The sequence below is a fragment of the Bacteroidota bacterium genome (assembly GCA_025059945.1).
Classification (GTDB): Bacteria; Bacteroidota; Rhodothermia; order JANXDC01; family JANXDC01; genus JANXDC01.
In genome coordinates this window covers 71,367-90,925 of record JANXDC010000016.1, presented here as the reverse complement: position 1 = coordinate 90,925, position 19,559 = coordinate 71,367, and the positions used below count along the sequence as shown (strand labels likewise).

General features: G+C 64.7%; 14 protein-coding genes. 5 read left to right on the top strand and 9 right to left on the bottom strand.

What is annotated here, in order from left to right; genetic code table 11:
* Positions 1-32: 32 nt before the first annotated feature.
* A complete protein-coding gene (locus NZ993_09635) occupies positions 33-770 on the bottom strand; it encodes an amino acid ABC transporter ATP-binding protein (protein ID MCS7156047.1) in 738 nt (245 codons plus the stop codon).
* On the bottom strand, positions 767-2,245 hold the full coding sequence (locus NZ993_09630) for an ABC transporter substrate-binding protein/permease (protein MCS7156046.1): 1,479 nt from the start codon (positions 2,243-2,245) through the stop codon (positions 767-769). The genes NZ993_09635 and NZ993_09630 overlap by 4 nt, the downstream gene beginning before the upstream one ends.
* 230 nt (positions 2,246-2,475) lie before the next feature.
* Here NZ993_09630 and NZ993_09625 point away from each other — a divergent pair, with 230 nt between their 5' ends.
* The gene (locus NZ993_09625; GenBank protein MCS7156045.1) at positions 2,476-4,983 is read left to right on the top strand and encodes a zinc-dependent metalloprotease; all 2,508 of its coding nucleotides are present in this window, start codon (positions 2,476-2,478) and stop codon (positions 4,981-4,983) included.
* Positions 4,984-5,077: 94 nt separating this feature from the next.
* Here the strand turns inward: NZ993_09625 and NZ993_09620 are convergent, their stop codons facing one another.
* The 3 genes from NZ993_09620 to NZ993_09610 are packed head-to-tail and all read right to left on the bottom strand — an operon-like array spanning position 5,078 to position 8,063.
* Positions 5,078-5,476: a hypothetical protein gene (locus NZ993_09620; GenBank protein MCS7156044.1), complete on the bottom strand. Its 399-nt coding sequence runs from the start codon at positions 5,474-5,476 to the stop codon at positions 5,078-5,080.
* 12 nt (positions 5,477-5,488) lie between these two features.
* On the bottom strand, positions 5,489-6,382 hold the full coding sequence (locus NZ993_09615) for a class A beta-lactamase-related serine hydrolase (GenBank protein MCS7156043.1): 894 nt from the start codon (positions 6,380-6,382) through the stop codon (positions 5,489-5,491).
* 55 nt (positions 6,383-6,437) lie between these two features.
* On the bottom strand, positions 6,438-8,063 hold the full coding sequence (locus NZ993_09610) for a thiamine pyrophosphate-binding protein (GenBank protein MCS7156042.1): 1,626 nt from the start codon (positions 8,061-8,063) through the stop codon (positions 6,438-6,440).
* A gap of 102 nt (positions 8,064-8,165) precedes the next feature.
* On the opposite strand from NZ993_09610, the gene NZ993_09605 reads away from it, so the two are divergent.
* Positions 8,166-11,174 carry a UvrD-helicase domain-containing protein gene (locus NZ993_09605; GenBank protein MCS7156041.1) on the top strand — a complete coding sequence of 1,003 codons (3,009 nt, stop codon included), beginning with the start codon at positions 8,166-8,168 and terminating at the stop codon, positions 11,172-11,174.
* On the opposite strand, the gene NZ993_09600 is transcribed toward NZ993_09605, so the two are convergent.
* Positions 11,171-11,590: a hypothetical protein gene (locus tag NZ993_09600; GenBank protein MCS7156040.1), complete on the bottom strand. Its 420-nt coding sequence runs from the start codon at positions 11,588-11,590 to the stop codon at positions 11,171-11,173. The two genes, NZ993_09605 and NZ993_09600, sit on opposite strands and share 4 nt — an antisense overlap.
* A 108-nt stretch (positions 11,591-11,698) precedes the next feature.
* Here NZ993_09600 and NZ993_09595 point away from each other — a divergent pair, with 108 nt between their 5' ends.
* From NZ993_09595 to NZ993_09585, 3 genes are all read left to right on the top strand, one after another.
* Complete coding sequence (locus tag NZ993_09595; GenBank protein MCS7156039.1) at positions 11,699-13,204, top strand: DUF92 domain-containing protein; 1,506 nt, start codon at positions 11,699-11,701, stop codon at positions 13,202-13,204.
* Between the two features lie 65 nt (positions 13,205-13,269).
* Positions 13,270-14,583: a dicarboxylate/amino acid:cation symporter gene (locus NZ993_09590; protein ID MCS7156038.1), complete on the top strand. Its 1,314-nt coding sequence runs from the start codon at positions 13,270-13,272 to the stop codon at positions 14,581-14,583.
* On the top strand, positions 14,580-15,848 hold the full coding sequence (locus NZ993_09585; GenBank protein MCS7156037.1) for a dicarboxylate/amino acid:cation symporter: 1,269 nt from the start codon (positions 14,580-14,582) through the stop codon (positions 15,846-15,848). Before NZ993_09590 ends, NZ993_09585 begins: the two co-directional genes overlap by 4 nt.
* 49 nt (positions 15,849-15,897) lie before the next feature.
* On the opposite strand, the gene NZ993_09580 is transcribed toward NZ993_09585, so the two are convergent.
* The 3 genes from NZ993_09580 to NZ993_09570 form a co-directional block, all read right to left on the bottom strand.
* Complete coding sequence (locus tag NZ993_09580; GenBank protein ID MCS7156036.1) at positions 15,898-16,332, bottom strand: single-stranded DNA-binding protein; 435 nt, start codon at positions 16,330-16,332, stop codon at positions 15,898-15,900.
* A gap of 85 nt (positions 16,333-16,417) precedes the next feature.
* On the bottom strand, positions 16,418-18,331 hold the full coding sequence (locus tag NZ993_09575) for an AMP-binding protein (protein ID MCS7156035.1): 1,914 nt from the start codon (positions 18,329-18,331) through the stop codon (positions 16,418-16,420).
* 5 nt (positions 18,332-18,336) lie between these two features.
* Positions 18,337-19,557 (bottom strand): ABC transporter permease, encoded by a 1,221-nt coding sequence (locus NZ993_09570; protein ID MCS7156034.1) that lies wholly within the window; start codon positions 19,555-19,557, stop codon positions 18,337-18,339.
* Between the last annotated feature and the right edge of the window lie 2 nt (positions 19,558-19,559).

The following is a 19,559-nucleotide window of genomic DNA, read 5'->3' as shown; positions in this document are numbered from 1 at the left end:
TTTACGGCACGCGCCGCCGGAAGGCTAGGCCATCAGGCGTGCCGCAGAAAAGCCTGCGTGCGAGGGTCCTGGGGAGCTACAAGCAGCGCCTCAGCCGGTCCGCATTCCACCACCTCGCCGTGCTCCAGATAAAGCAGTTGATCGGCTAGGCCGCGGAGAAAACCGATCGCGTGCGAAACCACGATCATGGTATGGCCCTGCTGGACGTATTGGCGCAATAGGGCGCGCACATCGGCTGAGCGCTGCGGATCTAAGGCGCTTGTGGGCTCATCAAGCAGCAACACGTCCGGTCGCATCATAAGCGCGCGCGCGATCGCCACGCGTTGCTGCTCGCCCCCGGATAGGGAGTGAGGATAGCGATGCGCGGCCCAGCGCAGCCCCATCCGGTCCAGCAGCTCCAAAGCCTGAGCCTCGGCTTCCCTGCGAGGGATCCGGCGCACGTGCACGGGGGCCTCAATGAGGTTGCCCAGGACGTTGAGATGGGGGAAGAGGTAAAGATGCTGAAAGATCATGCCCACATGCCGCCGCCACCGCTCCCGCCGACGGCGCCAGAGCGGTTCCGAAAGGCCGCCCTCTAGGCGCAGGTCCTCCCAGGCGATCCAACCCGATTGAAAACGCTCCAACCCCACAAGACACCGCAGAAGGGTCGTTTTGCCGCTGCCGGAGGTGCCTATGATCCCCAGCACCGTGCCCGCGGGCACCTCAAAGCTTACGCCGCGCAAAATGGGGCGAGGGCCAATCCATTTCTCCAGAACATGCACCCGCATCATGCCCGCACTTCCTCCCCGTGTGGGATTTCCCGAGCCCGCTCCCGCTGCAGGCGCGCCTCAAGCCGACGTGCCAAGCGCGCCAGCGGCAAACTCATGGCCAGATATAGGCCTGAAGTGATGGCGCCCAGCAACAAGAATTGCTGCGAGGCGTTGGCTAGCTCCCTGTAGGCCGTGGCGAGCTCCCAAACGGAAATCGCAAAGGCCACGGAGGTGTCCTTAAAAAGGGCCACAAAATCGTTCGTCATAGGCGGCAGCGCAACCCGAAAAGCCTGTGGCAGGATGACCCTTCGGAAGGCCAGCGCGCGCCCCATGCCAAGGGCGTAGGCTACCTCCCATTGGCCGCGTGGCACAGCCGCAAAGGCGGCCCGATAGACCTGCGATTCATAAGCCGCATAGTTGAGCCCCAGCCCGACGAGGGCCGTCAGCCATCCAGGTAACACAATACCCAGCTTGGGCAGGCCGAAGTAAAGGAACAACAGCTGCACCAGAACCGGCGTGCCCCGGAAAAACTCAATGTAGCCCGTGCAGAGGGCGCGCACCCCTGGCGGGCCCCGCTCCTGACCCAAGGCCAGCGGAATGCCCAATAGAAGGGCCACGCCCATGGCGCCGAAGGCCAACGCCACCGTTACGGCGGCCGCGCGCAGTAGCCGCCAAAGCGCCTCGCCCCAGTTGAACTCGGAGGCGGCCATGTCGTAGCGTGCCTCCCCTTGGGCAAGCTGAGCCTGAAGCTCATCCCATAGATTCCATTTGCGCAGGATGCGCTCCATGGTGCCGTTTCGAAGCAACGTGTCGATGGCCGCATCGATCTGCGCCTTTAGCTCCCTGTCATCTTTACGCAGTCCCACCACGTAGGCGCTCACGTAGAAGGGCTCACCGGCGGGCTTCAGGTTCGGATTAGGGAAAGCGTAATACTGCGCGATGGGCAGATCCATAAGCACTGCATCCACGCGGCCCAACTCCAAATCGCGATACGCCACCGGGGGGTCCGCGTAGGCCTTGTAGCGGATCCCTTCGCGGGCCAACAGACGACTAGAGGTGGTGTTGACGAGCGTGCCTACGAGTTTGTCCCGGCAGTCCGCCAGGGTGCGAATCCGGTTCTCTTGGCGGCGCACCACGAGCTGCTGCCGAAACAGGTAATACGGTTTGCTGAACAGGATATGTTTGGCCCGGTCTGTGGTGGGCTCCAGACCGTTGACGATGATGTCGAATTCACCCCGCTCCAGCGCCGAGACGATCGTTTCCCAGTCCGTCGGCACCATCACGGGCCGGCGGCCCAGAACGGCCGCCAGGGCTTCAACGAACTCTTTCTCGAAACCAACGTAGCGATCGGGATTCTGAGGGTCGACGAAGACGTGCGGAGCTCCCCCACTGGGGTCCGCTCCCCAGCGGAGTACCGGCTGAGCGCAAACCGCCGTCGCGCGCAGCGCCCCTACCAGAAGGGCCGCAGCGAGCAAACCGTGACTTCGTCGCGCCAACGCATATGACCCCTATTCAGCGGATGGCGTAAAAATCTGCCCCAGGCGCCTTCCAGGCAAGCGCTCGCTGTACGTCGTTTCGCCCCATCAAGATCCCAGATGTCACCACAATGTTACCGAATGGCGTTCCCCGGGAGCCAACGGCCGCAAGCGTGTGGCCGTATCTTGCGAGCGTGTGTGCCTCCTAGCACAGGAGACCGGTTATGCCCGATCGTCTCTCAGGGGGTATAATGGTCCCCCTGCTCATCGTTGCGATAAGCTGTGCCCCCACGCGTCCGCCCACCCCTCCGGGGAACTCGGCTGGGGCTAGGCCTGTTTCGGCGCCGAGCCCTAGTCCGTCCGCTTCAGCGCAGCCCTCGGCGTCAGGCCGCTCCCCGCAGGCTCCGACCGGCCCCCGTCCCTATGGACAAGTGATTCCCCGCGAGGCGCGTACAGACCGCGGGCTATTCGACGTGCATCAGCTCGGCTCACGCTACTACTACGAAATCCCCGATAGCCTGCTGGGCCGTGAGATGCTCTGGGTCACGCGTATCGCCCGCACAGCCGCCGGTGTGGGCTATGGAGGCGAGGAACTCAACCGCCAGGTTGTGCGCTGGGAGCGCTTCGGCGACAAAGTACTGCTGCGCACGGTCTCCTATCAGAACGTGGCGGCCGACTCGCTGCCCATATACCGAGCCGTGCGCAACTCAAACTTCGAGCCCATCATACGAGCCTTTGACGTCCAGGCTATCGGACGGGATTCGGCCTCAGTCGTGATCGAGGTCACGGAGCTATTTACGCGCGACGTGCCCGTCTTGGGCCTGGATCGGGCCCGTCGGGAGCGCTTTCGGGTCACGCGCCTGGATGAGTCCCGGACGCTGCTGGTTTACATCCATAGCTACCCGCTCAACATTGAGGCGCGCAACTTGCTCACCTACGAGGCCCAGGAGCCCCCTTCGCAGGCCTCAACGCGCACGATCACGCTAGAGACCCATCATTCCATGATCCTGCTACCCCGAGAACCCATGATGCCCCGCCTGTACGACGAGCGAGTGGGATTCTTCCGCATCGAGCAGGTGGACTACGGGCGAGATGAGCAACGCGCCGCTACCCGGCGCTATATCGTGCGTTGGCGCCTGGAGCCGAAAGACCCAGTAGCCTTCGCGCGCGGCGAACTGGTGGAGCCCAAAAAACCCATCGTCTACTACATAGATCCCGCCACACCGACAAAGTGGCGCAAATACCTCAAACAAGGCGTCGAGGACTGGAACAAGGCCTTCGAGGCGGCGGGCTTCAAGGGGGCGATCCTGGCCAAGGACCCCCCAAGTCCGGAGGAAGACCCGGAGTTCAATCCCGAAGACGTGCGCTACTCCGTGATCCGATATTTCGCTTCCGAGATTCAGAACGCATACGGGCCCAACGTACACGACCCTCGCTCAGGGGAGATTCTGGAGGCCGATATCGGTTGGTACCACAATGTGATGAACCTGCTTCGGAATTGGTACTTCGTGCAGACGGCCGCGGTTAACCCCCTGGCGCGGGCGGTGCAGTTCGATGAGGAGACCATGGGCCAGCTCATCCGGTTCGTGGCGGCCCACGAGGTGGGGCATACGCTGGGACTGCCCCATAACATGAAGGCCAGCGCCGCATATCCCGTCGATTCCCTGCGTTCGGCCACGTTCACCTGTCGGATGGGCACAGCGCCCTCGATCATGGACTATGCACGCTTTAATTACGTAGCCCAACCCGGCGATGGGGCTTGTCTGATGCCGCAAATCGGACCGTACGACATCTACGCCATCCGCTGGGGATACAGACCTATTCCGGGCGCGCGCACTCCAGATGACGAAAAGCCTGTTCTGGACCAGTGGATTCGAGAACGCGAACATGACCCCATGTACCGCTTCGGGGATCCCAGCTCAGTCGACCCCAGCTCCCAGACCGAAGACCTGGGCGATGACGGGGTGCGAGCCGGCGAGTACGGGATCGCCAACTTAAAGCGCATCATGCCTAACTTGATCGCCTGGACCGCCGCACCTGGAAAGGATTACGCCGATCTGCGCGAACTCTATGGCCAAATCCTAGCGCAATGGAACCGCTACATGGGCCATGTGGTGACGATCATCGGAGGTGTTTATCGAACCCGCAAAAGCTACGACCAAGAGGGGGTGGTCTACGAGCCGGTGCCCCGTGATCGACAGCGCGCGGCCATGGCGTTCCTCCAGCGCCACGCCTTTCAAAGCCCTCACTGGATGTTGCAGCCCGATATCTTACGCCGCATCGAGGCGGCTGGGGCCGTAGAGCGCGTGCGCGCCCTGCAGGTGGGCGTGTTGGACCGGCTTCTGGATCCCGCCCGCATGGCGCGATTAATCGAAGCCGAAGCGCTGCGTGATGGCCCCTCCCCCCCGTATAGACTCGAGGAAATGCTTCAAGAGCTGCGCCTGGGGCTATGGGCCGAACTAGCGACCGGAGACGCCATCGATCCCTTCCGCCGCAACCTGCAGCGAGGGTACCTGGCCCGAATAGCCTCTCTCATGACCCAGGAACCCCCCAGCCCGTCGAGCTCCGGAGGAGCTCCAGCCGAGACGACCGCCGTAAACGTGGCGCAGTCCGACATCCGTCCGTATCTGCGAGGGGAACTGCAGGCGCTGCAGCGTCAGGTCCGCTCCGCGCTTGGTCGGGTGCGCGATCGGAGCACGCGCTTGCATTTGGAAGACGCTCTGGATCGCATTGAGCGCATCTTGCGTCCCCCCTCATAGCCCGGAAGCCCGTGAAGAAAGCCGGCTCGAGGCCGGCTTTCTTCGCTTTCCGGATCCAGGATCTTTCCCAATCTCGACAAACCGGGTTAGGCGATTAGCGCCTGCGCACATACGTATGCACAAAACAGTCGGCGCACACATCGGCCAGGTAAAGCGTATCGCCTCTGCCCCAGCGGATGAGCTGCTCCGGCAAAAATAAGTCCTCGTATACGAGCACATCGCCGGGCTCTGGCTGCAGCAGGGTGCGTTTGCGCTCGATGCGATACCGCAACACGGTAACCAGCTTTCCGGAACGCCAAACCTCTAGCTTGTGGGAATAAAAGACCAGCTCTTGGTTGTAGCCCTCGCTTTGGGGCGTGCGCCGCAGCCCCGCAAGCCCGCCCGTGGATTCGACCCACTGCCATCTGCCCTCAAGCCTGCGCTCCAGGGGCCCAACCGTCGCACAGCCCGCCAATAGAGCCAGCCCCAGGAGGGCGCCGGTGTATCTACGCATCGCCGGTTCTCCCTAGCGAGATCGCAGTCTTTCGTATACGATCCGAGCGGCCTCCGAGACGGCCAGATTCCCCTTGTTGTCGATCGTCCAGCGCGGATCCGAGACGCGGTCTGTCATCACGGCGTAGACGATCGTATCGCGAGGCGTGAAGATGATGCCCACATCCGAACGGGCTGTGCTGATGGCCCCGGTCTTGTGCGCAATCTTCAAGGAATCGGCCTCCACAGGCAAATACCGGGGCGCCAGTTCGGTCCACTGCTGCCGCAGCAGGATCTCGATCATGGCCCGGGAGGCTTCCGGAGAGATCACCTCTCCCCGGGCGAGCTTGCTCAACAACAGCAGCATCTCGCGCGGCGTGCTCATGCCGATGCCGTAGCGGAGCGCCTGGGGGGTGTTTTTGCGCGTGCGCACGCTGAAGGGCTTGTTGTGCATGGTGGTCTTTTCGAGCCCCAGCGCGCGCAGCGTGCGGTTTACCGAATCCAGTCGGGCCTCATGATGCGGGCCCAGCTTGTCGAAAACAAGGTTTGTGGCCGTATTGTCGCTCAGGATGATCATCAACACAGCCGCATCCTCAAGCGACAGCATTCGGGGCACGGAAAGGTACCTCAGCACCCCGCTTCCAGGGTAAAGGCGGCTAGAATCCAAAAGCACCGTATCGCGGGGATGCAAATAGCCGCGCGCGTACTGGCGGTAGAGTTCCACGAGAACAGGGAGCTTGATTACGGAGGCGGTGGGAAAGAGCGTATCGGCTTTGTAGTACAGCGTCTGATCCGTGCTCAGGTTGCGTGCCGCCACTCCTAGCGTCAACCCATAGCGGGCCTCTAGCGCGGCGAAAGGATCCGGCTGGGGATGGAAAAGGCCCACCCCCAAGGCGGCGCACAAAAGCCCCATCCATAAGGGGCGCATAGGGCGCTTCGCGATGATGCCGCCTGAAGGTAGCGCTTAAGGCCGGTTTGCGCAACTAGAAGCTGATCGACTCGGCCCGCGCTTGGCTGGACCCGATGCGCACGTTGATCACGCCGGCTCGGTCCTCAGCAAAAGCGCGCTCTAGAGCAGGGCCCAAGTCCTCGGCCCGTTCTACGAACAGCCCCCAGCCGCCCAGGGCCGCCACAAGGCGTTCGTAGCGCACCTCTCCAAGGCGCGTGCCCACGACGCGTTGCGGTCCGTACATGGCCACCTGGCCGCGCAAAATCTGGGTCCAGGCCGCGTCGTTGCCGATGAGGCCGATCACCTTGATGCGCTGCCGAAGCAGCGCCTCAAACTCCATCGCATGCAGACCAAAAGCGCCGTCTCCGTAAAGGACGATCACCTCATGGTCCGGCCGCGCAAGCCGAGCGGCCATCGCATATCCGGGGCCGGCCCCCAGGGTGCCCAGCGGACCGGGATCCAGCCACAGGCCGGGCCCGCGAGGCCGGAGCACCCGCGCGGCGGCCCCCACGAAATCACCCCCGTCCATGACAAGAATAGTGCGCTCCGTAAGGCGCCTGTCCAGCTCGGCGGCCACGCGCAACGGGTTGACGGGTGAAGCCTCCGAGGTGAGCTCGGGCTCTAGGTGCTCCCGGGCGCGCGCTTCGGCCTCCCGAAGCGCGTCCAGCCAAGCGCCGGCAACGCGAAACCCATCCAGAGCGTCCGCCAGATCCCATAGGGCCCAGCCCACATCTCCCACGATGCCCACATCGGGGACGCGGTTCTGCCCGATCGCGGCCCCGTCCAAGTCGATTTGGATGATCCGCACTCCGTCGGCAAGCTTTTGGCCGTATTGCAAGCGAAAATCCAGAGGCGCTCCCGCCAGCAGAAGCACGTCGGCCGCCGAAAGGGCCCGAGAGCGAGACAGGTGAAACAGGGCCGCGTGCTCCGCCCCCAGAGCGCCGCGCGCCATGCCATTTGTGTATACAGGCAGATTCGTACGCTCCACGAGCTCGCGCAGCCCCTCTCGGGCTGAGCTCCACCACCACTGGGCTCCCACTACGAGCACGGGCCGGTGCGCTTGGCGCAGAATCTGGGCCGCCGCGCGCACGGCCTCCGGATCGGGTCTTATCCGCACAGGACGCCAGGCGCTCCAGACGGCCAGCGAGTCGTCGATTTGGTTTAGCAGCACATCCAGCGGCATCTCCAAATACACGGGACCCGGAACCCCACTTGTGGCCACCTGAAAGGCCCGACAGATGTACTCCGGGATCCGGCGCGTTTCGTGCACCCGCCAGGCCGCCTTCGTGATCGGACGCAGCAAGGAGAGGTGATCAAGCTCCTGGAGGGCCCCCATGTCCAGGTGCGTCAACGGAGCCTGTCCGCCTATGAGCAGCATAGGCACCTGCGCCCTATAGGCCGTGGCCACGGCGGTGATGGCGTTCGTAACCCCCGGCCCGGCTGTGACCACGGCCACGCCCGGAATACCCGTCAGGCGCGCCCAGGCATCGGCTGCGTGCGCCGCCGTCTGCTCATGCCGCACGTCCACGACCCGGATTTCTTCATCCAGGCATCCGTCATAGATGGCCTGCACATGCCCCCCACAGAGGGTAAACAGGTGGCTGACCCCGAGCCGCCTGAGGGCTCGTGCAGCGAGCTTGCCTCCGTGTACGTACGGCATGCCGGCTTTCGTCTGATGCAAGGATAAGGAGAAATAACCGCACCCCCGAACCGGAAGTCAAGCCTTGCCCGCGCTGACTCCACTCCCGTAGCTTAAAAAGCGATGACGTTTTACGCGGACTTGCACGTGCACTCCAAGTACTCGCGGGCCACAAGCCGGGACTTGGATCTCGAGCACCTGGCTATGGCGGCGGCCCGCAAAGGGGTACGCGTGCTCGGCACGGGTGATTTTACCCATCCGGCCTGGCGACAAGAGCTACGCCAGAAACTAGAACCCGCCGAGCCGGGCCTGTTCCGGTTGCGATCGGACATAGGCCGCGTTCTGGAAGCCCAAGCGCCCGGCGTATCGGATGTGCGCTTTTTGCTTCAGGTGGAGCTTTCCACCATCTACAAAAAAGACGGCCGGGTGCGTAAGGTACATCATCTGGTTTACGTGCCGGATTGGGAGAGCGCCGAGCGGCTGTGCGCGGCGCTGGCCCGCATCGGCAACCTGGCCGCAGACGGCCGCCCTATTTTGGGGCTGGACAGCCGCGATCTGTTGGAGCTGGTCCTGACCTCTGGCGAGGGGTCCTACCTCATACCCGCCCACATCTGGACCCCCTGGTTCTCCGTTTTCGGCTCGCAATCGGGCTTCGATCGGCTGGAGGAGGCCTACGGAGAGCTGACGGCGCACATCTTCGCCCTGGAAACCGGCCTCTCCTCCGATCCCCCGATGAACTGGCGCTGGTCGGCTCTAGACGGCTACCGGCTGGTGTCGAACTCCGACGCCCACTCCCCTGGCAAAGTGGGACGCGAAGCCTGTCGGTTTGAGACGGAACTGGACTACTTCGCCATCCGACGCGCCCTCCAGACCGGCCAAGGGCACGGGGGTACGGTGGAGTTCTTCCCCGAAGAGGGCAAGTATCACCTAGACGGCCACCGGGCCTGCGGGGTGCGCCTGGAACCGACCCAAACGCGCGCCTTAGAGGGGCGCTGCCCCGCCTGCGGCCGCCCCCTTACGATCGGCGTGCTGCATCGGGTCGAGGAACTGGCGGACCGAACCCGACCGGAGCCGCCTCCGGGGGCGGCCCGCTTTGAGAGCCTAGTGCCCCTGGAAGAGGTGCTGGCCGAACTGCTCGACAGCGCGCCCGCCAGCAGGGCCGTACAAAGATCATACGAGCGCCTGCTTCGAGCCCTGGGGCCGGAGCTCGTGATCCTGCGCGAAGCCCCCTTGGAAGACGTACGCCGCATTGGCCCCCCGTTGCTCGACGAGGCCCTTAATCGGATGCGAAACGGCCGCGTGCTGCGAGAGCCCGGCTTTGACGGCCAATACGGGGTCATTCGGCTGTTTCGGCCTGAGGAACGAGCCCAACTGCAAGGGGGTGTCCTGTTCGCCTTTTCGAAGCCCACGGAGCGCTTGCCTGGCCCTGTGGCGCGGCCTCAGAAGGACGCCTCGGAAGCCCAACCCGAGTCCCAGGAGCCCGAGGCCCAGGTTTCGGAGCTGGATCCTGAGCAAGCACGCATCCTATCGGCCTCTTGCCGCGCCCTGCTCGTGGAGGCCGGTCCGGGCACGGGCAAGACGCGCCTGCTAACGCACTGGATTGCGCGCCTCATACAAACCGAGGGCATCGCGGCGGAGGCCTGCGTGGCGATCACCTTCACCCGCCGGGCTGCCGAAGAGCTGCGGCGGCGCCTGTCGGCCATCCTTGAGGACGGGCACCGCGTAACGACCACCACCTTTCACGGACTTGCCCTGATCGTGCTCGACCGGTTTGCGGAGCACGCCGGCCTCAAACGTCCCATTCGGGTGGCGACCGAGGCCGAACGACTTCAGGCCGCCGTGGAGGTGTTTCGGGAAAACCAGGTCCGGGCTCGCATCCGGCTGCGGAAGGCCGCCAGGGCCGACGTCCTGCGCTGGCGGGCGCGGCTTTGGGAGCAGGGTTTGCTAGATGTCGAGGAGCTCCTGGAGCGCGCCATCCGGCTTCTGGAAACCGACTCGGCGGTGCGGGCCTGCGTGCAGGCCACCTACTGGGCGGTGGCCGTGGACGAATACCAGGACCTGGATCCGGAGCAATACCGATTTTTGCGCGCCCTCGTGGGGCCTAAGACGCGGCTGCTGGCCATCGGCGATCCGGATCAGGCCATCTACGGCTTTCGCGGTGGGGATGTGCGCTTCTTTGCGCAGTTTTTACAAGACTTTCCGGGGGCTTTAAGCGCGGAGCTTGGGCGCAACTACCGCAACAGCGCCCCTATTTTGGCCTGCGCCCTGCAGGTGGTGGCCCCCGTTTCGCTGCGGCCTCGTAGAGTCCTCCAAGCCGTCCGCGGCTCCGGACCGCCGGTTTGGATACGCGGCTTTCCAAACGAGACGGCCGAAGCGGCCTGGGTAGCGCGCGAGATCGAGCGCCGCGTTGGCGGTGTGCGGCTTGAGGCCGTGCCTCAGGCCGAAAAGATGCCCGCGGCCCAAGAAAGCTTTGGCGATTTCGCCGTGCTTTACCGCACAGAAGCGCAAGCCGAACCGCTTGAGGAGGCCTTGGCGCGGGCGGGCATTCCGTATCAGAAGCGTACGCACCGCCCCGTAGCGGAGCATCCCGTGGTAAGGGCGCTCATGGACGCGCTTGGCGCCGCAGGCGGCCCCCTACTGCAAAGGCTTTGCGATTTGGAGCAAACCCTCCCCGTGGATCCGGAGCGCATGTTGTGGCTGGAGCGCCTCAAACAGCTAGCCCGGGAGCGCGGAGAGGAGGACTTCTGGAACGCGCTTGCGCTGAGCACGGAGGTGGACTTTTGGGATAGACGGGCCGACCGGGTCTCGCTGCTTACGCTGCATGCGGCCAAGGGCCTGGAATTTCGCACCGTGTTCCTGATCGGTTGTGAAGAGGGGCTCCTGCCCCTGCGCTTCGGCTCCGACGAACCGGCCTCAGCGGAGGCCGAAGAGCGCAGGCTCTTTTTCGTGGGCCTGACGCGAGCTCGGGATCAGGTGCTGATCAGCTACGCGCACAGCCGCCTCCATCGGGGTCAACGCATCCGCACGGGTCCCTCCTCCTTCCTGCGGGAACTACCGGCGGAACATGCGCGCTGGGAGCGCTTCGAGACGCGGCCGGGGGAGCTTGGGGGACGACAGCTCAAGCTGTTTTAGGTCCGTTCATCCAGCTTCCACGCCTCCGCCCAGGCTTCGGTGTAAAAGCGCAGATACCGATGCCGGGGCCATCGCAGAAGTCGGCTTACGGCCGCATGCAGCAGGCTGGGCAACCCGATCACGCACAGGTACAGGGGGCCCAGAGCGCGACTTTGGCGCAGATGCCCGTATTCGTGCGCAAGCAGCCGCTTGGCGCACCCGGCGCGCAGCAGAATGAGCCTGCCGGGCGTAAGCCCCCAGCAGGAGCGGCCAGCGGGCACCTCGAGCACCCAAGCGGCGCGATACCGATACAAGAGCGCCCTCCGGCCCCAGAGGCAGCGCACAACGGACAACAACAATAGCGAGCAGAGCGTATTCGGAAGCTCCCAGGTCCAGAGCCCCAAGATCGAGATCAGGTTTTTGCAAGATACCTTCACGGGTTCTGAAACGTCCGCATCCGGGGCTTGGGATCCGCGCTTTTGCGAGGCGACGCGAAGGCGCGTATGTTTGGCCTGTCGTCCGCGGCAAGAAGGGGGTGCCCCTCTGTGCAGGATTGGATCTGGTTCGGAATCTTGCTGGGGCTGAATCTGCTCTTTGTCGGGCTGGGCGAGCTAGCGTACCGCCTGCGCTGGCTCAGCCCTGGGCTGGCGCGTAAACTCGTGCATGCGCTTGTAGGCGTAGCCGCGGCCCTTACGCCTTTTGTGGTTGAGGGCGTGGAGGCGCTGTTCGCACTCGGGGCGGTGTTTCTCCTTCTCAACGGGATCAGCCGATTGCGGGGCTGGCTGCCCGGCATGCACGCGGCCGAATCCGGCTGGGGCACGGTGCTTTTCGTTTTGGGCTATGGCATCACGCTGGCGCTCTGCTGGGCGCTGTGGCCTGAGCTGCGCTACCTGTTTACGATCTCCATGCTTGTTCTGGCCCTGGCTGATCCAGCCGCGGCGGTGCTAGGAGGCGTCGTAAAGCCAGTCCGAAGGTGGATCGGCGATAAAACCCTAGCCGGCTCAGCCGCCGTATTCGGGGTCAGCCTGTTTGTGATCGGAGCCGGCCTTGCGTGGCTTCGGTCTCTGGATCGCCTCTATTGGCCCGACTGGATGCTCGCCGTGGCCGCCCTCGTGGGGGCCGGGGTGGCCACAGCGGCCGAGGCGCTCTGCGGTCGGGGCTGGGATAACGTCGCGGTTCCGGTCTCCGTGACCGCCGTGCTGGGTTGGATGGCCCTCTCGGAGCCGCTCTACAGCCTGCGCTTGGCGCTGGGGTTCGGCATTGGCCTGGCGTTTGTCGGGATCTCCTGGCGCGCAGGAGCCCTGTCGAGCTCAGGTGCGGCGCTGACCCTGCTTATGGCCGTCACCTTCTTCGGTCTAGGGGGCTGGGCCTGGAGCGTGCCCGTGATCGTGTTCTTTGTGCTCTCTAGCCTTTGGAGCCGATTGGGGCAGGCCGAAAAAGCGTCCCTGAGCTTGATCTTCGAAAAAGACCACCGCCGGGACGCCGGCCAAGTGCTGGCCAACGGCGGGGTAGCCTGGCTTTGCACCCTGCTGGGCGCCTGGAGCGCCGATCCCCTCTGGTACGCCGCTTACCTGGGCAGTTTGGCCGCCGTGACGGCCGATACGTGGGCGACGGAGTGGGGTACGATCGTGCGCTTGGGCCCCACGTGGCTTATCACAAATGGCCGCCCTTGTCCGCCGGGCACCTCTGGGGGGGTGTCCGCAGCCGGCACGTTGGCGGCCGCAGCCGGGGCGGGCGCGATCTGGGCCTCTACGTGGCTAGCTGACTCGGCCTTCCTGGAATCCTGGGGGGCTATAGAGGCGCTTGGGGGCCTTCTTGTAGCCGGGCTTACCGGAAGCTTTTTGGATAGCCTCCTGGGCGCGCTCCTACAAGCGCGCTTCACTTGCCCGGTCTGCGGCGTGCTCACCGAGCGCGCCCTCCACTGCGGGCAGCCCGCCGTATGCGTAAGCGGTCTGCGCTGGGTGCGCAACGACCTCGTAAACGGCGCGGCCGCAACGGGAGGAGCGCTCATGGCCATGGCCTGGTGGACCCTCACCGGCCCGGGATCCTGAAGACGACGTTGCGTTAGAGCCGGAGCGGGCTCATTTTGCATCGTTTAGCGAAGGGGGCTTCTCGGATGTGGTACCGCCAACTGCACTGGCAGATCATCCTCGGACTCACCTTGGGCGTGCTCTTCGGGCTGCTTACGAGCGCCTTCGGATGGGCGGGGTTCGCCAAGGACTGGATCAAGCCCTGGGGTACGATCTTCGTCAACCTACTTAAACTCGTGGCCGTACCCCTGGTGCTGGCTTCCCTGATCACGGGCGTCGCCAGCCTATCGGACCTGACAAAGCTTTCGCGCATTGGGGGCAAGACGATCGGACTCTACATCGGCACCACGGTCTTGGCCATCACACTGGGCCTGCTGCTCGTCAACGTGCTTCGGCCCGGACAGGGTTTGCCGGCGGAAATGCGGCAAGAGCTCATGAAGAGCTACGCGGCCAACGTCGAACAGTCCGCGCAGCGCGCCCAAGAGGTACAACAGACCAGCCCCCTACAGCCGATCGTGGACATCGTGCCCGAAAACCTGCTGCGCGCAGCCTCCGACAACCGAAACATGCTCCAGATCGTCTTCGTGGCCCTGCTGCTCGGGATCGGCCTCATCGGCATCGAACGGAGCAAGGCCGAGCCGGTCCGGGCCTTTTTCGCCGGCCTAAATGAGGTGATCATCCGCCTCGTGGAGCTCATCATGCGCATGGCGCCTCTGGGGGTTTTCGCCCTGATCACGGGGGTGATCGCGGACCTGGCCGGAGACAACCCCTCCCGAGCCTTGGAGCTGCTGCGCGCCTTAGCCTGGTATGGGCTGACCGTGCTGGTGGGGTTGCTTCTGCACACTTTTGGCACCTACGCCCTGCTTGTGCGCGCTCTTACGCCGATCCGGGTGGGCTACTTTTACAAGGCCTTCCGACCAGCGCAGCTCGTGGCCTTCTCCACGAGCTCCAGCGCGGCCACTTTGCCCGTGACCATGGAGCGCTGCGAGCGCGGACTGGGGGTTTCCAAGGAGATCTCCAGCTTCACCTTGCCCCTGGGGGCCACGATCAACATGGACGGCACGGCCTTGTACCAATCCGTGGCGGCGGTCTTTATCGCGCAGGTTCTAGGTCTGAACCTGGGCCTGCAGGATCAGCTTATGATCGTGCTCACGGCCACGCTGGCCTCGATCGGCGCCGCCGCTGTGCCCGGGGCGGGCGTGATCATGCTCGTGATCATCCTGCAGGCGATTCATGTACCCGTTGAGGGGATCGCGCTTATCCTGGGCATAGATCGGATCCTGGATATGTGCCGAACGGTCACCAACGTCACAGGCGATGCGACGGTGACCTGCGTTGTGGCACACTCGGAGGGCAAATTACAACCCGTTGTGCGCGAAGAGGCCGTCTCTACGTCATGAGGTCCCCTTCCCTTAGCGCCCGAATCGGCATCGGACTCCTTTCGGGGTTGCTGCTGGGAATCCTGGCGAGCTTGGGGGGGTGGACGGAGCTTGTGCGGTTGTGGGTGTTACCGTGGGGGACGCTCTTCCTAAACGGCCTAAAGCTTGTGGCCGCGCCTCTGATTGTCTGCTCCGTTCTCAGTAGCTTCGCCTCCAGCGCAGGCTGGCCGCGTTTCGGGGTGAGGGTTGTTTTGGGATTTCTTGCGAGCACCGCAACCGCCGTGACCCTGGGGCTCACCCTATGCGCCCTCTGGGGACCGGGCCGGGATCTGGATCCCACGGCCCGCCAGGCGCTTTTGGATCGGTATGGTGGGGAAGCCCAGCAAAGGGCCGAACAGGGGCGGGCCGACCGCGAACAGAGCTTCGTTGAGGCGATCGCCCACATGGTACCCGATAACTTCGCGGCTGCCCTCTCAGACAACCGGGCTATGCTGGAGCTTGTGGTGGCCGTCCTAGTCTTTGGACTTGCCCTTTCGACTGTACCCCGGAGGCACACCGAAAACCTGCGGGCTTTCTTAGAGGGGCTAGAGGCCCTGCTGTTGAAACTTGTGCAGCTTCTGCTGCACGTGGCTCCCCTGGGCGTGCTCGCCCTTATGGCCGCGCTTGTGGTCGATGTGGCGGGATCCAGCCTCAACCGACTGCTTGCGCTGTTAAAGGCCCTCGCTGGCTATGCGGGGGTGCTGGCGTTTGGCTTTGCCGGTATGCTCGTGCTGTATGCGCTTGCGCTCACCATAGGCTCTCCGCTCGGATGGCGGCGCTTCTGGCGCGCCTTTCGTCCGGCGATGCTTGTGGCGTTCTCGACGAGCTCTAGCGCCGCCACCCTACCCGTGACCCTGGAACGCTGCGAGCGCGAGCTTATGATCCCGCAGCCCATTAGCCGCTTCGCTTTGCCCTTGGGGGCCACGATGCACATGGACGGAACGGCCCTGTATCAGGCCGTAGCGGCGCTCTTCATCGCGCAGGTCCTAGGCGCAGAGCTTGGGCTGGCTGACTATTTGCGCCTGGGGCTTCTGGTGCTGCTCATCTCCGTTGGCACGGCCCCTGTTCCCGGCGCTGGAGTGGTTATGCTTGTGCTCGTTTTGGAGTACCTGGACCTGCCGAGCGAATCTGTGGCCCTTATTCTGGGGATAGACCGGCTCGTCAACATGTGCCGAACCGTGCTCAACGTAACCGGAGATGCCGTCGTGGCCACACTGGTGGCCTTTCCACGTCGATCCGCCGACTAGCTTTCCCCCCGTACCGCCCGTGGGAAAACCCGGGCAGAGGCGCTTTGCTCTAAAAGGGCAGCCCGTCGTCCTCTTCCACAGAAAAATCGGTCGGCGGCTCAGACGGAAACGAGCCCGTGCGGCCCACTTCTCCTGCCTCGGAGGGGCTTTCACGGGAATCGAGCAGGATCAACTCGCGGGCGCGGATTTCGGTTGCGTAACGCCGGTTTCCGGCCTGATCCTCCCAGGAGCGGGTCTGTAGGCTGCCCTCGATAAATACCTTACGCCCCTTGCGCAGATACTCGGCTGCGATCTCAGCCTGCCGGCCCCACAAGACCACCGAGTGCCATTCGGTGCGCTCCTGCAGCTGCCCGCTGCTGTCTTTAAAGACCTCGTTGGTGGCCACGCGGATCGTACAGACCGCCGTGCCCTGAGGGGTATAGCGCAGCTCGGGATCGGCCCCCAAGTTGCCGATGATCATCACCTTATTTAAGCTTCGGGGCATGGCTCATGCCTCCTTTCCGGTACGCAATATCGCAGAACGGTCCAAGAAGCTCAACACGTAGCGCCCCGGCTTTTGGGATAGAACCCTAACCGGAACGGGCTGCGCGTCGAATACAGTCCACGGCGGCAGGGTTTTCGAGCGCGCTCAAGTCACCCGGATCCTGACCCAGCCAGGCGGCCCGGATCACACGGCGCAGGATCTTGGCATTGCGCGTTCGGGGTAGGTCTTCTACAAAGACCACGCGCTCCGGCTTAAGGGCCCGTCCCAAGGCGGCGGCTACGCGCTCGGCTACGGCCGCCTGTAGGGCTTGGCTCGGCTCCCAACCGGGACGCAAGACGGCAAAAAGCAGTACGGCTTCGCCCTTTACGGGATGAGGTACCCCGATGGCCGCCGCCTCGCGCACGGCCGGATGCGAGACGGCCGCGGATTCAAGCTCAGCCGGACCTATGCGCTTGCCCGCTACTTTGAGCGTATCATCGGAGCGGCCCAAGATAAACCAGTGGCCCTCTGTGTCTTGTAGGGCCCAATCGCCGTGCACCCAAAAGCCACCAAACCGCTGCCAGTAGGTCTTGAGGTACCGCTCCGGATCGCGCCAAAAGCCCCGGGTCATGCCAGGCCACGGGGTGCGCACGGCCAGCTCACCTACCTCGCCTACAACGGGACGGCCGGAGGCGTTCAGAACCACGGCATCCATACCCGGAACCGCGGTGTTAAAGCCCGTGGCCTTGATGGGCCGCGCGATGACGCAGCCCAAAATCCCCCCCGATACCTCCGTGCCGCCGGAGTAGTTGATAATGGGCCGCCTGCTCTGGCCCACCGCCTCAAAAAGCCACCGGTACGGATCCGGATTCCACGGCTCACCCGTGGACCCCAGCAGCCTCAGGCTCTCAAGTTGCGGAGGGAGAACGCCGCGGGCCATGAGCGCGCGCACTAGCGTAGGGGAAAGCCCCAGATGCGTAATCCGGTGTCGCTCCACAAGCCTCCAGAGCCGATCCGCTCCGGGCCAGTCGGGAGCCCCTTCGTAGAGCACCGCCGTGCCGCCTAGGAGCAAAGCCCCCCAGATGAGCCACGGCCCCATCATCCAGCCCAGATCTGTCACCCACAGCATGCGCTCCCCGGAACGCAGATCAAAAAGCAAGGCCATGTCCAGGGCGGCCTTGAGGGGAAAGCCTCCGTGCACGTGCACGCAGGCCTTGGGCCGACCTGTGGTGCCGGAGGTGTACAGCAGCATGCAGGGCGTCTCCGCCTCCACCGAGGCCCAGATGGCGGCCGTGGACGGCCCCTCGAGGGCCTCCCAAGGGCTTTCGTGGGGCTCCAAGGGTCGATCGGGCTCCAGAACGAGCACCTGCGGCTTGGGGTGCAGGCCCCGAACAGCCTCCCGGGCTACGGCGAGCAAGTCCACGCTGACCCCTCTTCGGCTTGTGCGGCAGGCCACCACAAGCCAGCGCGCCTCGGCATCCGCAAGCCGAGCGCGCACGGCCTCCGGACCAAAGCCGGAAAACAAGGGCACGGCCACCCCCCCTAGGCCCGCAACGGCCAGCAGCGCCACCACGGCCTCAGGCCGCATAGGCATGAGCAGGCCCACCCGGTCGCCGGCCGCAAAACCCCGCTGGGCCCAGCCGCTCATGAGGCGCTTTACGCGCGCGGCCAGCTCGTCGTATGTCCACTGCCCCCCGAGGCCGTCCTCGCGCTCCCAGAGGAGCGCCGGTCGATCGGCTGCCCCCCCCTCGGCCCAACGCAGGGCATTGTGGGCCGCGTTCAGGCGCCCTCCCACGAAGAAACGCGCCCATGCGGGACCTGCGGAAAGGTCCCAGAAGCGCTCATAGGGTCGCTCCCAGCACAGCCCGATCAAATCCAAAAAGGCCGCCCAGAAACGGTCCGGCTCCTCGAGGCTTCGCCGATACAGCCCCTCATAGTCGGCCTCGCCCATGTGGGCGCAGAGCCGCTCTAGCCAGGAACCATGCCAGTAGGCTTCACTGGGGTACCAAATGGGCTCCATCGGTCCTATCCGGTTTGCATGGCCTCCCAACGAGCGCGCAATCGGGGCTCAAGCAGATCGCGCCACGCTTCGCCCAGCAATACGCAAGCGAACAACACGGAGAACAGACAAAGGCCCGGGAAAAAGGCCAGCCACCAGGCAAACGAGGCCGCGCGCGCCTCCGCTAGCAGCCGCCCCCAGGTGAGCACGTGCGCGGGCACGCCCAGGCCCAGAAAGCTCAAAGCGGACTCGATCAGGATGGCGTTGGCGGCCCCGAAGGAGAGCGCCACCAACGCCGGCCCGAGGGCGTTGGGCAACGCATGGCGCCATAAGATACGTCCTTCGGAAATCCCCACGCTGCGAGCGGCCAATATGTATTCCAAGGCGCGCACGCGCAGGAGCTCCGCCCTCAGATATCGGGCCACGGACGTCCAGGTGATCAAGCCCACAAGAAGCACAACCGTGCCCACGCCGGAAGGAAGAACCGCCAACAGGGCCAGCGCCAGCAGCAGACGCGGCACGCTTAGCTCCAGCTCAAGCAACCGCAGCACCAAGCTATCCAGGGGCAAGCGGACGCGCCGACTTGCCCAACGCACGCGACGCATCAGCGCCCAGAGCGCGCCCGCCCCCGAGAGCGCCCACAGAAGCAGCACACCCGCCCACGTCCATCCGGAGGCGTATGGCCCCATGTGGAGCGCGGCCCACAGCAGCCAGCCCCCCCAAAGCCCTCCTACGAGCAAGTGGGCGCGCCGCAGGCGGGCCTCGTTTCCCCAAAATCCGGCTAACGCGCCCAGAAGCCCGCCCAGCACGGCGGCCAACACCGTGGCCAAAAGCCCGATGGCGAGGCTAAGGCGGGCCCCATGCAGAATCGCCGCCAGCACATCCCGCCCCAGCTGATCGGTCCCCAGCCAGTGCCGACGCCGCAGCCCTAAACCAACCTGCGGGTCCAGGGGGCTTGCGAAGGCGTGCGCGAAGTCCATAGAGCTCGGCCCGTAGGGCACAAGCGGCCACAGCGCCCACTCCCAGGGGACCTGTTCACCGCTTAAGGCGGCCATGGACTCTGGCCAGCGCATCCACCCCCAGCGAACCAGGTGCTGCTCCAGAGCGGGCAACCGGTAGCGCCCCTCGTAGCGCGCTATGATGGGCCAAGAGCCCGCCAGCAGATCGGCCAGCAGGGCCAGCAGGGCCCAAAAGCCCAAGATGATCAGGCCCGTTCGGCCTAGCGGATGCGCCCAGAGCGCGCGCACCA

Excerpts from the sequence above, each read along its gene's own strand:
- NZ993_09635 (MCS7156047.1), bottom strand. The coding sequence starts at position 770 with ATGATGCGGGTGCATGTTCTGGAGAAATGGATTGGCCCTCGCCCCATT.
- NZ993_09625 (MCS7156045.1), top strand. The coding sequence starts at position 2,476 with ATGGTCCCCCTGCTCATCGTTGCGATAAGCTGTGCCCCCACGCGTCCG.
- NZ993_09620 (MCS7156044.1), bottom strand. The coding sequence starts at position 5,476 with ATGCGTAGATACACCGGCGCCCTCCTGGGGCTGGCTCTATTGGCGGGC.
- NZ993_09615 (MCS7156043.1), bottom strand. The coding sequence starts at position 6,382 with ATGCGCCCCTTATGGATGGGGCTTTTGTGCGCCGCCTTGGGGGTGGGC.
- NZ993_09610 (MCS7156042.1), bottom strand. The coding sequence starts at position 8,063 with ATGCCGTACGTACACGGAGGCAAGCTCGCTGCACGAGCCCTCAGGCGG.
- NZ993_09605 (MCS7156041.1), top strand. The coding sequence starts at position 8,166 with ATGACGTTTTACGCGGACTTGCACGTGCACTCCAAGTACTCGCGGGCC.
- NZ993_09590 (MCS7156038.1), top strand. The coding sequence starts at position 13,270 with ATGTGGTACCGCCAACTGCACTGGCAGATCATCCTCGGACTCACCTTG.
- NZ993_09585 (MCS7156037.1), top strand. The coding sequence starts at position 14,580 with ATGAGGTCCCCTTCCCTTAGCGCCCGAATCGGCATCGGACTCCTTTCG.
- NZ993_09580 (MCS7156036.1), bottom strand. The coding sequence starts at position 16,332 with ATGCCCCGAAGCTTAAATAAGGTGATGATCATCGGCAACTTGGGGGCC.
- NZ993_09575 (MCS7156035.1), bottom strand. The coding sequence starts at position 18,331 with ATGGAGCCCATTTGGTACCCCAGTGAAGCCTACTGGCATGGTTCCTGG.